The sequence below is a fragment of the Rhizobium sp. 01L419 genome (assembly GCF_056400025.1).
Map to the genome: position 1 here is coordinate 214732 of NZ_JBFTSM010000002.1, position 14052 is coordinate 228783.

Annotated in this window: 13 protein-coding genes; 5 read left to right on the plus strand and 8 right to left on the minus strand. The window is 60.4% G+C overall.

What is annotated here, in order from left to right:
- The first annotated feature begins 21 nt into the window (after positions 1 to 21).
- Complete coding sequence (locus AC1DUP_RS04875) at positions 22 to 927, plus strand: DMT family transporter (RefSeq protein ID WP_113510223.1); 906 nt, start codon at positions 22 to 24, stop codon at positions 925 to 927.
- Between the two features lie 90 nt (positions 928 to 1017).
- Positions 1018 to 3060, plus strand: a complete 2043-nt coding sequence (locus AC1DUP_RS04880) for an NADH:flavin oxidoreductase (RefSeq protein WP_113309049.1) — start codon at positions 1018 to 1020, stop codon at positions 3058 to 3060.
- Positions 3061 to 3324: 264 nt separating this feature from the next.
- Here the strand turns inward: AC1DUP_RS04880 and AC1DUP_RS04885 are convergent, their stop codons facing one another.
- The 8 genes from AC1DUP_RS04885 to AC1DUP_RS04920 form a co-directional block, all read right to left on the minus strand.
- Positions 3325 to 3576, minus strand: a complete 252-nt coding sequence (locus AC1DUP_RS04885; protein ID WP_113309050.1) for a hypothetical protein — start codon at positions 3574 to 3576, stop codon at positions 3325 to 3327.
- A 377-nt stretch (positions 3577 to 3953) separates the two neighbouring features.
- Entirely contained in the window at positions 3954 to 6080 is a 2127-nt protein-coding gene (locus AC1DUP_RS04890) for a peptidase domain-containing ABC transporter (RefSeq protein ID WP_113309051.1), read from the minus strand.
- Between the two features lie 10 nt (positions 6081 to 6090).
- On the minus strand, positions 6091 to 7254 hold the full coding sequence (locus tag AC1DUP_RS04895) for a beta-barrel domain-containing protein (protein WP_477832218.1): 1164 nt from the start codon (positions 7252 to 7254) through the stop codon (positions 6091 to 6093).
- A gap of 286 nt (positions 7255 to 7540) precedes the next feature.
- The gene (locus AC1DUP_RS04900) at positions 7541 to 7729 is read right to left on the minus strand and encodes a hypothetical protein (RefSeq protein ID WP_113298651.1); all 189 of its coding nucleotides are present in this window, start codon (positions 7727 to 7729) and stop codon (positions 7541 to 7543) included.
- A gap of 9 nt (positions 7730 to 7738) precedes the next feature.
- The gene (locus tag AC1DUP_RS04905) at positions 7739 to 8434 is read right to left on the minus strand and encodes a hypothetical protein (protein ID WP_477832219.1); all 696 of its coding nucleotides are present in this window, start codon (positions 8432 to 8434) and stop codon (positions 7739 to 7741) included.
- Between the two features lie 69 nt (positions 8435 to 8503).
- Positions 8504 to 10336, minus strand: a complete 1833-nt coding sequence (locus tag AC1DUP_RS04910; protein WP_113309053.1) for an alpha/beta hydrolase family protein — start codon at positions 10334 to 10336, stop codon at positions 8504 to 8506.
- A gap of 113 nt (positions 10337 to 10449) precedes the next feature.
- Positions 10450 to 10689, minus strand: a complete 240-nt coding sequence (locus tag AC1DUP_RS04915) for a hypothetical protein (RefSeq protein ID WP_113309054.1) — start codon at positions 10687 to 10689, stop codon at positions 10450 to 10452.
- 391 nt (positions 10690 to 11080) lie between these two features.
- On the minus strand, positions 11081 to 11545 hold the full coding sequence (locus tag AC1DUP_RS04920) for an Lrp/AsnC family transcriptional regulator (protein ID WP_113309055.1): 465 nt from the start codon (positions 11543 to 11545) through the stop codon (positions 11081 to 11083).
- A 162-nt stretch (positions 11546 to 11707) separates the two neighbouring features.
- Between AC1DUP_RS04920 and AC1DUP_RS04925 the strand changes: the two genes are divergently transcribed.
- The 3 genes from AC1DUP_RS04925 to AC1DUP_RS04935 are packed head-to-tail and all read left to right on the plus strand — an operon-like array spanning position 11708 to position 14043.
- Positions 11708 to 12487 carry an ATP-binding cassette domain-containing protein gene (locus AC1DUP_RS04925; protein WP_113309056.1) on the plus strand — a complete coding sequence of 260 codons (780 nt, stop codon included), beginning with the start codon at positions 11708 to 11710 and terminating at the stop codon, positions 12485 to 12487.
- A gap of 44 nt (positions 12488 to 12531) precedes the next feature.
- Positions 12532 to 13305, plus strand: a complete 774-nt coding sequence (locus AC1DUP_RS04930) for a transporter substrate-binding domain-containing protein (protein ID WP_113309057.1) — start codon at positions 12532 to 12534, stop codon at positions 13303 to 13305.
- A gap of 12 nt (positions 13306 to 13317) precedes the next feature.
- Positions 13318 to 14043, plus strand: a complete 726-nt coding sequence (locus AC1DUP_RS04935) for an ABC transporter permease subunit (protein ID WP_113309058.1) — start codon at positions 13318 to 13320, stop codon at positions 14041 to 14043.
- The last annotated feature ends 9 nt before the right edge of the window (positions 14044 to 14052 follow it).

Genomic DNA, 14052 nt, shown 5'->3' on the forward strand with positions numbered 1-14052 from the left:
CCTCCTTCGAGACTAACCTGCGTGACCATTGAACATCCGGCCAGGCACCTCAGTGCCGGCGAGCGCGAGAAGGGTATCCTTCTCGTCATCGGGGCGACACTTGCCTGGAGCGCCAGTGGAGTTTACTCGCGGCTCCTGACGACCGACGTCTGGACGGCAATCGCCTGGCGATCGCTATTTGGCGGGCTGTTCCTGCTGATCCCCTGCCTATTCCTCGAAGGCGGGATCTCGCGGCGCCAATGGCGTTCGGTCTTGCATCCGTCCGGTCTGGCGATGATTGTCTGCCAGACTGTCAGCCAGGGCTGCTTCATCGGGGCCCTCTACATGACCAGCGTTGCGAATGTGACGATGATCTATTCGACAGCGCCCTTCATCGCTGCCCTGTTCGGATGGATCATCCTCAAGGAGCGGGTTGCTCGGCGAACGATGATCGCCGGTGGCATTTCGCTATTGGGTGTTGCTGTTATCGTCGCGTCGTCGATCGGTGGCGGCACCGGGGTCGGCGACCTCTTGGCGCTCGGCATGACCGTTTCCTTTGCGCTCGTCATCATCATTCCGCGCATCAATCCCGACGTGCCGAGCCTGCCGCCGACCGTTGTCAGTGCCTTTCTGACCCTCGTCATCTTCGCTCCTTTCGGCTCGGTCGGCTCGCTCGACCTTCACAACTGGATCGTGCTGGCAGCATTCGGCGCCACCAACTTCTCACTCGCGCTTGTCCTCTTTTTGGCCGGGGCAAGACGTATGCCGCCGGCGGAAGCCGCGCTGATCGGAACGATGGAGATTGTATTGACCCCGTTCTGGGTCTGGCTCATGTTTTCCGAACAGCCGCCGGTTGCCACCTTCTTTGGCGGCGCCGTCATCCTTGGCGCCGTGCTCTGGCACACCGCAATCGATTTCGGCCGCAGCCGGCGGGCGCAGGCAGGCTAGAATGCGACGCCTGCCGGATCGTCATTTTTTGCGACATCGGTCAGGATGGCGGTTCGATGGGCCACGTTCATCTAAATGACGAGAGCGGCAATGATCTCCAGAGACCCCCTCCTGCAGCCTTTTCAACTCAAACATCTGACGCTGAAAAACCGCGTCATGTCTACGGCTCACGAGCCGGCTTACTCTGAAAACGGCATGCCGACGGATCGCTATCGGCTTTATCACAGGGAAAAAGCCAGGGGCGGTATTGCGCTCACCATGACGGCGGGATCGGCTATCGTCTCGCAAGATTCACCGGCCTCCTTCGGTAATCTCCATGCCTATCGTGATGAGATCGTGCCCTGGCTGAAGGCGCTCGCCGACGACTGTCATGAATATGGGGCAGCGGTCATGATCCAGCTGACCCATCTGGGCCGCCGCACAGGCTGGAACAAGGGTGACTGGCTGCCGGTGCTGTCTGCCTCGCCGATCCGTGAGCCGGCGCACCGGGCCTTTCCGAAGGAGGCGGAAGACTGGGACATCGAACGCATCGTCGAAGACTATGCCACAGCCGCGCAGCGCATGCAGGAAGCCGGCCTCGACGGCATCGAGATCGAGGCCTATGGCCACCTGCTGGACGGCTTCTGGTCGCCGGCGACCAATCGGCGTGGGGACGAATTCGGCGGTTCGCTTGATAACCGCATGCGTTTTTCTGTCATGGTCACGCAGGCAATCCGCAAGGCGGTTGGCCCGGATTTCATCGTCGGCATGCGTCTCGTCGCAGACGAGGACTGGCAGAAGGGACTGTCACGCGACGAGGGCGTCGAGATCGCCTCCCGATTTGCGCGATCCGGTGACATCGATTTTCTAAACATCATCCGCGGTCATATCGACAGCGATGTCGCGCTTAACGAGGTTATCCCGATTCAGGGCATGGCGTCTGCGCCGCATCTGGATTTTGCCGGCGAGGTGAGGGCGATAACCAAGTTCCCTGTCTTTCATGCCGCGCGTATCGCCGACGTGGCAACAGCCCGTCATGCGATTGCCGAGGGAAAGCTCGACATGGTCGGGATGACGCGCGCCCATATCGCCGACCCCCATATCGTGCGCAAGATCGCGGATGGTGAGGAGGCACGCATCCGGCCCTGCGTCGGCGCCACCTACTGTCTTGACCGGATATATGAAGGCGGCGAAGCGCTCTGTATCCACAATGCAGCGACCGGTCGTGAAGGGCAGATCCCGCATGAGATCGCCAAGGCGGAGATCCGCCGCAAAGCCGTCGTGGTCGGTGCTGGACCGGCCGGTCTTGAGGCTGCCCGTGTGCTTGCCGAGCGTGGACATGCGGTGGACGTTCTGGAAGCGACGGGAAAGGCCGGCGGACAGGTCAATCTTCTCATTCGAAATCCCCGACGCAAGGAGATGATAGGCATTATCGACTGGCGGCTGGCGGAACTGGAGCGGCTGGGTGTTCGCATACACTATGATGTCTACGCAGAGGCAACTGACGTTCTGGATCTTGAGCCCGACCTCGTTGTCATTGCGACCGGTGGTATCGCGCAACAGCCCGAACTCGATGCCGGCGATGAACTTGTAACCTCCTCCTGGGATATCCTTGCCGGCAGCGTCAAGGCGGCCGACTCTGTACTCCTCTTCGACGACAATGGCGGACATCCGGGCATGTCGGCAGCTGAAGTGATCGCCAGAAGCGGTGCTGAGCTGGAACTCGTTTCGCCCGAACGCTTTTTCGCCCCGGAGATGGGTGGCATGAACCACGTGCCCTATGCACGGACCTTCGCGGAAAGGAACGTCAGGGTGACCATCAACACGCGTCTCAAATCCGTCCGGCGCGACGGCAACTCCCTCGTCGCGGTGCTCGGATCGGATTTTGACGACGGTGCACAATGGCAGCGGCGCGTCTCCCAGGTCGTTGTCGAACATGGCACGCTGGCCAATGACGGGCTCTATCTCGAGATGAAGCCGCTTTCGCGGAATCTCGGTGCGGTGGACTATTCCGCTCTGATCGATCGTCAGCCACCGCTGCCGCAGCGCAACCGCGAGGGGCGTTTCGACCTCGTGCGGATCGGCGACGCGGTTTCCAGCCGCAACATCCATGCCGCCATCTATGATGCTCTGAGGTTATGTTCGTTGTTTTGAGCCTTAGCGACTGGCCTGCTTCCGGCTTTGTTGCCATGTCGAACAAGGGCCGGAACGACGGCAGGCTCTCGGCTCCGATTTTCAGTGCTCGCGAAATTTTAGGGCACGAACGCACCTGGAGCGGATATCGGAAGAACGAATAGCGGCCGGTTCACTGCGTTCCAGCAGCGTGGCGGGAGACATCCAATCGCCTTTCGGCAGCCATCGTCCTCCGCGGGCTCTTCCGGATCTTCAGTTGGCGGAATTCAAACTCGGTTCCGCTGCTTAGTGGGGGTTTATGTCGGAGGAGGTGATCCATACCCGTCCGTCATATGCCAGTTCGCCTTCGGCGAACTTGCGATCGGCGATACTCTCATAAAGATGAAGAGACTGAAGGAGCCCTTGCATAACGTCGCCACCAGCAGGCATGGCATCGTCCGTGATGCATACGGCCTGATGTAGGTTTCCTTCCGTCATGATCAGGACTGCGTGACCGCCATAAAGGCGAATTTTACCGGGCACGGTTACGAGCGACATGGCACCCTCCTCGAAAATAGCCGGACAGTATTGCTTCGCTTCCGGAAAGCTAGGGAGCTATGGTTAACGAAAGGTTAACGCTTATCAATTCAGCAATCAGGAGACGCTGCCACGGTAAAAGGTTGTAACTCAGTTCGCCGGAGGCTCCTTTCGTTTGATCCTCGTGTTTGCTGAAGGTTGAAAATGGAATGATAAAGGTCGCAAATGCCCGGCTACTGGAGGAAAGGAAGGATTTTCAGAGACATATCGCTCGTGTCCGTGGGGCCGTAGAGGCGCCCGGACTGTAGCTACTTTATCGACGCCGGATCTGAACAGACCTTAAACAATCCCGCTCCAGCGAGGTGCGAAATCATCTGGAGAAATCCCTTCCGCCGTCATCACTGAAACACCTGGCGCGTCTCGACGGGCACGAGGCCGTTGGCGTCGAGATAGAGCACGCGATCGGCCGAAGCCACGGTTTCCAGCCGGTGGGCAACGATGATGCGGGTAATGCCGAGGGCCTTGACCGAGGCGTTGACGCGTGCCTCGTTGGCGACATCCATGTGCGAGGTGCCTTCGTCGAGGAACAGCATCTTCGGCTGGCGGTAGAGGGCACGCGCCAGAAGCACGCGCTGCTTCTGGCCGCCTGACAGGCTGGAACCCATGTCGCCGACCAGTGTCTCGTATTGCATGGGTGTTGCCATGATCTCGTCGTGGATCGCGGCTGCCTTGGCGGCGGCAATGATGGCGTCCTGGTCCGGGCGCTCGTCGAAGAGGGCGATGTTGTCGGCAATCGAGCCGGCGAAGAGATTGTCGTCCTGCAGTACGGCGGCGATCTGGTTGTGGAAGGATTTGTAGCCGAACTGGCTGAGCGGTATGCCATCGATCAGCACGTCGCCGCTCATCGGTTCCAGAAGCCCGATCATCAGCTTCAACAGCGTGGATTTGCCCGAGCCAGAGGGACCGGTGATGGCGATGTGCTCGCCGGCGCCGATCGTCAGGCCGACATCGCAGAGCACCAGCGGATCGGTTGGTGAATAGCGGTAGGAGAGATTCTTAAGCTCGATCGAACCCTTCAGCTCCGTCATCGTGTCCTGGGTCGAGCCGAAGCTGCGGTCGTCCGGTTCCAGTGCGATGTCCGACAGGCGTTCCAGATGCAGGCGTAGCATGAAGAAGGCCGTTGCCTGGTCCACGAGGTTGCCGGTCTTTTCCAGGAACTGGCCCTTGTAGGCGAGATAGGCAAAGACCATGCCGACGCTGAAGCCGCCCTGCATCACAAAGCCTATCGCAAGCCAGATCGTCACGATGTTTTCCAGCCCGAAGATCAGGGCATTTGCGGTGTTCTGCCAGATGCCGACGCGCGAGACGCGGATATTGGCGTTGACGGCATCGGTTAGCAGCGTCTGCCACATGCTGTGACGCATGCTTTCCCGGTTATAGAGTCGGAAGGTTTGGATGCCTCGGATCGTCTCGATCAGGGCCGTTTGTTCCTTGCCGTGGGCGATGATGCTGCCTTCCTGCGCGCGGCGCTCCAGTGAGAAGGAAACGAGGCGCACGACGAAATAGAGGAAGAAGGCGGTAATTGCGACCAGCGCCAGCTGGGCGCTGTAGAAGAACATGATGACCAGTGTCGTCAGCGCTAGCACGCCATCGACCAGTGTCGCGGCAATGCCTTCGCTCAGCATTTTCTGGATCGGCGTCACCGATTGAAAGCGCGAAAGGATATCGCCGACCTCACGCTTCTGGAACCAATCGAGCGGCAGGCGAAAGAGCTTGCGGGCAATATTGGCGGCAATGCCGAAGCCGAGGGCGGCACCTGCGGCCAGGATAACGAAGGAGCGCAGAAAGGTTGCGGCGGCATTGAAGATCGTGAAAAGCCCGAAGCCCAACGCCAGCACGCTCAGCAGATCGTGATCGAGCGCCGGTAGCGCCGTGTCGATGCCAATCTGCAGGTAATAAGGCAGTGCCAGCACATAGACCTGGAGCACGAGGCTCAAGACCAGCACCTGCACGAAGGCGCCGGCAAGCCCGGTGATGCGGCTCCAGAGCTGCGACCAGCGCAGCGTCTCGCGCTCGCTCTTCTTCTCAAAGGTTTCGTTGGGCCTGAGCTCCAGTGCCACGCCGGTAAAGCGGCCCGACACTTCCGAGATCTTGAGCCATTCGCTGCGGCCTGCCGGATCGTGGATCAGCACCTTGCCGGCCGAAACCCGTTCGGCCACGACGTAATGGTTCATGTCCCAATGGAGGATGGCGGGAAGCGCCAGATTGGGGATCTGCTCCAGCGGCAGTTTGACGGCGCGCGGCGACAAGCCGATCTGGTCTGCGATCCTGATGAGGCTGGAGAGCGGCGCGCCGCGCAGCGAGGGTGTGAAGTGCTGGCGCATGGTCGCCAGATCGGTGCTGCGGCCGTAGAAACCGGCGATCATCGCAAGGCAGGCAAGGCCGCATTCGCTGACCTCCGTCTGGCGGATCAGCCGCACGCGGGCGCTGGAGAGAAAGCCTGATTGAAGGACGGCAGTGTTCACAAGGCCTCCCCTAGCGCCGCTGCAGGGCGTAGAGTGGCTCGAACAGCCATTCCAGCAGAGATTGGCGAGCCGTCGCGATGCGGGCCGACAGCGTCATGCCGGGAAACAGCGCCTGCGGCTTGCCGTAGGCCAGGATATCCTGCCGCTCGAGCTCGATCCTGACGAGATAATTGAGGCTGGCACTGTCAGCGCCGCTGCGCGAAACCGGGCTTTTCGACAGGCTGCTGACATGGCCTCCCACTGTGCCGAAACTCTGGTAGGGGAAGGCGTCGATGGCAAGCCGTACATCCTGCCCAACCTCGACGAAGCCGATGGCGGCATTGGGCACGTCCAGCTGCGCATGCAATACCGCCTGTTCCGGCACGATGCTCATCAGCGGCTGCTGCGGATTGACGGCCTCCCCGATCTTGGCCGTCAGCCCCGATATGGTGCCGGGCACGGCGGCGCGGATGATATAGGCGCGCGACTGCTCGTTGGTCGCCATGCCGCGGTTCACGTCTTCGCGCTGCGCCTCAAGCGACGCCGTCTTCTCATTGGCGCGCGCCTTCACCTGGTCGAGCATGCGCTGAGCGTCGGAGAGATCGGAACGGCGCTCGGACAGCGTGCTTTCGATGACCGACATCTGCTGGCGGCGCTCGGTCAGCGAGTCCTCGCGCAGCAGTACGTCGCGCTGCGCCACGATGCCCTTGCTGACAAGGCCGCGGATGCGCTCCACATCGGCCTCGATCGACTTGATGAGGTCTTGCTGCAGTTCGATCTGGCCGTCGAGCTTGGCAATCTGCGTCTCGAAGCCGGCGATCTGGGCGGAAAACTGCGCCGTCTGCGCTGCCTCGTCGTTCTTCACTTCCTGCAGTTGCTCGTCGATGCTGGCATTCTGGCGCTGCAGCATCTCAGCGACTTTTTTCGAGGCGGATTCGCCGCTGACGAGATAGTCCTCGGAACGCACTGCGATCAGTTCCTGACCCTCGTTCACAGGGTCGCCATCGGCCACCATCATTTGCATGATGACACCGGCGCGGGGTGGGATAACCACTGCAATTCCCTTGTCCGGCAGGATGACGCCGGTGGCCTGGACAATGCGCGAATAGCTTGCCGTCGAGAGGAAGATCACGACGGCAGCAAGCACAACGGCCATCAGATAGCCGGTCAGATGCCAGCCCATCGGTACGGCCATGGAGACCGTTCCCGCCAGCCGCTGGGATTGTCTTTCCAGAGCTTCTCGGCGAAACAGGTTCATCTCAGCGAGACAGGATCTCTATGGTCGGGTAAGGGCGGAGCAGGATGGCCTGTATGGACATTCACTTGGATTTTCCTCCTCTGACGTCCTTAAGGGAGCTAGGCGAAAAGGAATTTTCGTCAACCTTGAGAGGAAAAATGAAGCTTCCGACGGAAGGAACACCCCTTGGGTGATGAGAATGAGGCCGGTGACCCGGCCCCATGATCTTGTCAAATTCGAAAGCTCAGGTTTGCCGGGTGAGAAGTTCGTACCCTGTGAAGGCAAAGGAGCATGCCAGAAACACGATGACGGCCAGCGGATAATTTACCGCCGCTGCCGGATCGCTGAGCTTCGGCAATCCGATCACAGAGGCCGCCGCAATGACTGCGGAAAGACCGACTTCGCTGATGATGATGCGTAGGACTGGGCTCACGGCGACACCTCAACCTTTACTGGTTTCGGTCCAAAGCGGCGCAAAGTCTTTTTGCTTCACCATGGAGCCGATCAAGTAGCAGATCGGCTCGCCTATCAGGCGGACGATCTTGCCGGAAAACGATCCTTTGACGCGACGGCCTGCTTGGAATGCGATTTCCTCAGCACGGGCTTTTGCCAGTGGATACATGATCCGCTCTGCGAGCGGGCTGCGCCGCATCAGGCGCACATAGGGGATCGCCCAGTAATGATAGCCGCGAATGGTGGTTTCCGACAGGTTCTCGAAAGTGAACTCGAGGTCCGCCCGCCAAAGATCGCGGTCTAGCTTTCCACGCCGATAGAAATGCGTGCAGATCACGCGGCCGCTCGAGTTGCCGCTCCCGGATAATCCGCCGTTGTAGACGCTGTTCCCGGCGCCTGCGGCAAATCCGAATCCGCTGGCTATCCCGGCCTTGCCGAGGCTGCCTGTTGTCGAAAAGGTAGCGCCGGCCGCAGCCGTGCCGCCGATCATGCCGCGATCGACGTGGCCGACCCAGGAGCCGGCGCCGTTGACAGCATCTATTTCAAAGTCTTCGAGGGGAAGGATGTAGTAGTCGTTCGAATTTGCGTTAACGCTCTGAACGTCAGCCATAGGTGCCTCCGAGGTGAACAGAAATCCGCCGTTTCTAGCGAACGAGAACAAGTTTAGAGCAATCACTGCGAGCATCAACCCTTCGTGATCAATGAAATCGACGCGCGCAGCGTGTGGAAATCGTCCTTGATGCGCAATTTTTTCCTATTTCCAATGCCTTGCCAGGGCTGTCCGCCAATCGAATTTTTTTGCCCTTCCCCCAATGCAACCGGCAAGAAAGAGCTCTATTGCACGGGCTCTGGCCAGTTTCGTCTGCCATTTCGCGTAGCCGTGTGCTTCGCCGGAGAAGTAGAGAGCGCTCACCGTGCGACCGGCTTTGCGGAGCGCCATTTCGTAGCGCCTGGTCTGCTCGGCGCCGACGATCGGATCGGCTTCGCCTGCCGTCAGCAGGAAGGCGCCCTGGGCACGCTCGACCTGGTTGATCGGCGAAAATTCGTGGAGCGCGCGGGCATCCGCCTCGTTGACGGGCGTGCCGAAATATCGCTCCACCTGGTCGGTGAAAAGCGCCCAGGTGGCGGGGTTGTGTTCCATCTGGAAGGGCAGATCGACGACCGGATAATCGATGATGGCGGCGGCGAAAAGCCCAGGGTCCCGGCTCATGGAGAGCGCGGCGATCATGCCGCCGAAACTTTCGCCCTGGATGGCGATGCGGTCGGGCACGGCAATGTCCTTGTCGATCAGCCATCGTGCGGCATCGGCGAGGTCGTCCTGCATGGTGCGGCCAAACTGGCGGAATCCAAGCGCCTGGAAGCGCTTTCCGAAACCGGTCGAGCCGCGATAATTGACCGAGAGCACGGCATAGCCTCTGCTTGCCAGGAAGGCCTTGTCGCGGTGGTAGCCCCAGTTCTCATGCCGCGCCGGGCCGCCATGGGCGGTGATGACGGCTGGCAACGGTGTTGCGGCCTTTTCCGGCAATGTGAGAATGGCGCTCAACTGCTCGCCATCGCGTGTGGCGATCTCAACAGGTGTGGTTGCCGTTGTGGGCAGCGCCCGTGGCTTGGGCCCGAGCGGCTGAGTGGTTTTCGCCGCGAGATCGAAGAGCATGGGCCGCGGTTGCTGCGCGTCGAAGGAGACGGAGGCGCCGATGATCCTGCCACTCTTCGACGCGCCGGTAATTTCAAAATCGGCATGCCGGCCAGCGCTGGACAGGAGTTCGGCGAAGGCTTCGCCGCGTTTGGAGATCGGTACGAGCCGTGGAAAGCCGTTGCGGATGACGATAAGGTCGGTCGGCTCTGCAGGGTTGAGACGGATCGCATCGAGGATATCGACAGCGTCGCTGCCGGCGATTGCGGTTTCCCGCCCGGTTGCGGGATCGATGTCGACGAGGGTGATCTTGTCGCGGCCGCGGTTCGACAGCGCCTCGTAGCGGAGGCCATGCGGATCGACATTCCAGATGATCAGCGTTTCCTCGGGTTTCAGTGCCGCAATCTCTTTCCAGCTGTCGTCGGCAAGCCTTGCGATATAGCGCCTGACGCCATCCTCGCCGCGCTCGACGCGCAGGCAGGGCAAAAGATCGGCATCGAGCAGCCAGCTTTCCGTGCGCCCGGAATTTTCCTCGAGCAATTGCCGTGCCGTGCCGTCGGCAAGCGTCGTGTAAAGATCGGTGAAGGCGGGACTGCGGTCGTGCGAGATGACGGCCTGTCTTGCACCGGCGGCGGACGGCTCCGCGATGATCTGCCAGGTTTGGAAACCCTGCGGCGTGACGTCGATGCGTTCGTTCGGATGTCTGGGGTCCACCTCGAACAGCCGGTCCCCCTCCGTCAGCAACAGCCGGTTGGTGTAGCTGCGCCAGGAGAAATGCAGCAGGGGTCCGGAAAAGCTGGCAAAGGCCTTGGGCGGTTTTGCTGTAATCTCGCCGATGAAAACCGTCGGGTGTCCGCCCTTCGTGCCCCACCAGGCCAGCAGCGTTTCATCGAAGCTTGGTTCATATCCCCAGCTTGCCCCGGGATCGGCGTAAAAGCGGCTGGCTGAAATCAAACGATCACGCTTTCTGACGATGGAGCCAATCGGCCACTTGTGGGTGCGGACCGATCTCTGGTGGCTCCTCGCCTCACGGCGAAGAGCCCGAGTGATCTGAAAAAGGAACTGTCTCAGGCTGTTGCGAGCCTGTAGATGCCGTAGGCTCCGAGGCCTGCCGCTCCGACGGCAAGAGCGCCGACCCCGAAGGTCGATAGACCGACCCCGGCACCGATTGCCGCGGCATAACCCATCGCCCCGCCGCCGGCCAATGCGGCCGCGCCGTCGATATAGCTTCTGACGAAGCCAGTAACGGAAGCGCCGTCGGAGACATGATCGATTTCGCTGTGCGAAAGTTCTTTGATTCCCTTCACTTAACTCACCATTCGTTTGTTTCAGCAAGGTAGTCGAAAGCACAACTGCGCGTAGGAAAAGCTAGTGGCCGGTGGGGGAGAGTCAACCTTCAATGGTTGGTTTTGCCCCACCGCACCGCGGCGGGGGCGAGAGGAATTGCCGGCAAGACGACTCCCGATCGTTTCCGTCCGGTGCGATATCGCAGTCCGGTCAAACGGCGGATAGGAAGACCATCATTGGTGGTCCGCTTGCGGATGTGCAGCCACGCCCGAGAGGTTAGCGGCGCGAAGCTGCTGATTGGACGATTGATCGGGTGAGAGGTTGAGCCATCGTCCTACCCGTCATCCGCAGCGTTGCAGATTGGCTGGATGCGGCATCATCGAGCTTGCTGGTGAGACCACTGCTTGCCCGTTATTCCAGCGGGACGAACAGGCCGAGCTTGACGTCCCGCAGCACGACATTCGTGTGCATGCGGCGGATCTGCGGGTTTTCCGCCATGATCAGCGCCGCGATGTCGTCATAATGCTCGACGTCGCGGGCGGTGACGATCGCGATCAGATCGACCGCGCCTGTGACGTAATAGACCTGCTGTATGTGATCCTGCTTTTCTGCCCAGAGGCGGAACTTCGCCAAAGCGTCGTAATTGTCCCGCTCGATTTCCATCCCGACGATGAACACCATCGATGTCCCCGTCGCCTTGCGGTCGACGACGGCCACCTCCGCCTTGATCACCCCGTCCTCGCGCAGCCGCTTCAATCGCCTTTGCACGGCCGAGACAGACAGTCCAACCCGTTCGGCGATCGTTTCGGCTTTCAGCTGGCAGTCGCGCTGAACGATATCGAGAATGTCACGGTCAAAGCGATCCAGTTGTACCATTGTCCAGTCCAATTGTTGCTGCGGCACTTCATGGTTTCTGCCGTATTTGCCGCACGGGGAAGATTATTTTGCACAAAATATGCAGAATGGATGAAAATTGCGCGAAAAAGCCGCGTTATTTTATCATTATCCTTCGCAAATTCAGTTCAACCGGAACCATGCATGTCGGATCAACCCTTTCCTGCTCTTCGTGTCGAAGATCTCCATAAAAGCTTCGGCGCGCAACAGGTTCTCAAGGGCATTTCGACTGAGGCCCACAAGTCCGATGTGATTTCGATCATCGGTTCCTCGGGCTCCGGCAAGAGCACCTTCCTCAGATGCATCAATTTCCTGGAAATGCCGGATCGCGGCCGGATTGCGGTCAACGGCGAGGAGATTTCGCTGAAGATCGGTCGGGGCGGACGGCTGCAGCCGCGCAACTGGCGGCAGATCGAGCGGCTGCGAACCGGGCTGGGGATGGTCTTCCAGAGTTTCAATCTCTGGGCGCATCGGACGGTGCTGGAAAACGTCATCGAGGCGCCGGTGCACGTGATGGGCATTTCGCGGCGCGAGGCTGTCGAAAAGGCCGAGGCTCTGCTCGATAAGGTCGGGCTTTTCGATAAACGCGACGCCTATCCCGCTTTCTTATCCGGTGGTCAGCAACAGCGCGCGGCGATTGCAAGAGCGCTCTGCGTGGACCCTGACGTCATGCTGTTTGACGAGCCGACATCGGCGCTTGATCCGGAGCTGGTCGGCGAGGTTCTCAAGGTCATCCGTGATCTCGCGGAAGAAGGCCGGACCATGCTGATCGTCACGCATGAAATGCGCTTCGCCCGGGATGTTTCGAGCCGTGTTCTCTTCCTGCATCAGGGACGGATAGAGGAGGAAGGCCCGCCTGAGCAGGTATTCGGGGCGCCGGTGAGCGCCCGTTGCCGGGAATTTACCGGTCTGCGCGCCCACTGATGCGCGAACTCTCATCGATAACACAAACCAGGAGAATCCTGCGAATGAAGCTGATCCCCACCCTTTTTGCCGGCGTTGCACTTGCGCTTTCCGCCGTCGCCGCGCAGGCCGAAGTCCGCTTCGGCGTCATGAACGAATCCTATCCGCCCTTCTTCGCCAAGGATGCCTCCGGCCAATGGCAGGGATGGGAGATCGACCTCATGAATGCTGTCTGCGAGGAGATGAAGGAGAAATGCTCGATCGTCGACATTTCCTGGGATGGCCTTATTCCGGCTCTGCAGAGCAAGAAGTTCGACGTGATCTGGTCGTCGATGTCGAACACCGCGGAACGCTCGAAGGTGATCGACTTCACCGACAAGTACTATAACACGCCGAGCACCCTGATCGGTCCCAAGGACCAGAAGCCGGGCGCCACCGCCGAGGACGTAAAGGGCAAGACCATCGGCATCCAGGTGTCGACGATCCAGTCCGAATATTACAAGAAGTATTTCGCCGAAGCTGCGGAGGAGAAAACCTACCAGACGCTCGACGAGGCTTTTCAGGACCTCGCTTCTGGCCGTATCGACTATGTTTTCGGCGATTCACTGGCGCTTGACGCTTTCCTGAAAAGCGATGGCGGCAAGGATTGCTGCGCCAAGATGGGTGACGTCGCCGACGACAGGGAAATTCTCGGAGCTGGCGTTTCGGGCGGCCTGCGCAAGGAAGACACGGAGCTGAAAGCCAAGCTGAACGCGGCGATATCAGCGGTCCGGACCAGCGGCCAGTATGACGCCATTACCAAGAAATACTTCGATTTCGACATCTACGGCGCAAAGTAAGCAGTCCTGATAATGGCGACTGCGCAACAAGGTATTCTGGACCTGCTGTCTCCCTATCCTCCGGGATGGGGCGGCGTTCTCTTGGCAGGTGCGGTCTCCACAGTCGCCATCTCGGCTTGCGCCTTCGCGATCGGCCTGCTGCTTGGCATGGGCGGCGCGCTTGGAAAGCTCTCGGGCAACCGCGTGCTCCGCTTGCTGCTCGATTTCTATACCACGGTGATCCGCGCCGTTCCGGAGCTGATCCTGATCGTCGGGCTTTACTATGCCGGCACCGATGGCCTCAACCGGCTCCTGGCCGCGTTGGATCTGCCGCCCGTCAATGTGAACGGCTTCGTCGCGGCCGTCGCGGTGCTGGGCTTCGTGCAGGGCGCCTATATGACGGAGGTGCTGCGCGGCGCGATCCTCGCCATTCCCATTGGCCAGATCGAGGCCGCCAAGGCCTTCGGCATGGGGCCGGTGCTGAGGTTCCGCCGGGTCCTGCTGCCGGCGCTCTTGCCGAACGCCCTGCCGGGTCTTGCCAATCTGTGGATGTCGGTCACCAAGGACAGCGCGCTGGTTGCGGTCGTCGGCTATCAGGAACTGGCGCTCGCCACCCGCCTTGCCGGGGCAAGCACCAAGCACTACTTCGTCTTTTTCCTCGCTTCGGCCCTTCTCTACCTCGCCATCACGCTCGTTTCCAACGTCGTCGTCAAACTGATCGAGGCGCGGGTACGACGGGGACAGCCGCGCCTTGCCTGAAGAAAGCGC

What these genes read in the sequence shown, in the direction of transcription:
- AC1DUP_RS04920 (WP_113309055.1), bottom strand. Translation starts at nt 11,545, where the DNA reads ATGGTACAACTGGATCGCTTTGACCGTGACATTCTCGATATCGTTCAG.
- AC1DUP_RS04925 (WP_113309056.1), top strand. Translation starts at nt 11,708, where the DNA reads ATGTCGGATCAACCCTTTCCTGCTCTTCGTGTCGAAGATCTCCATAAA.
- AC1DUP_RS04935 (WP_113309058.1), top strand. Translation starts at nt 13,318, where the DNA reads ATGGCGACTGCGCAACAAGGTATTCTGGACCTGCTGTCTCCCTATCCT.
- AC1DUP_RS04905 (WP_477832219.1), bottom strand. Translation starts at nt 8,434, where the DNA reads ATGCTCGCAGTGATTGCTCTAAACTTGTTCTCGTTCGCTAGAAACGGC.
- AC1DUP_RS04885 (WP_113309050.1), bottom strand. Translation starts at nt 3,576, where the DNA reads ATGTCGCTCGTAACCGTGCCCGGTAAAATTCGCCTTTATGGCGGTCAC.
- AC1DUP_RS04930 (WP_113309057.1), top strand. Translation starts at nt 12,532, where the DNA reads ATGAAGCTGATCCCCACCCTTTTTGCCGGCGTTGCACTTGCGCTTTCC.
- AC1DUP_RS04895 (WP_477832218.1), bottom strand. Translation starts at nt 7,254, where the DNA reads ATGGCCGTACCGATGGGCTGGCATCTGACCGGCTATCTGATGGCCGTT.
- AC1DUP_RS04880 (WP_113309049.1), top strand. Translation starts at nt 1,018, where the DNA reads ATGATCTCCAGAGACCCCCTCCTGCAGCCTTTTCAACTCAAACATCTG.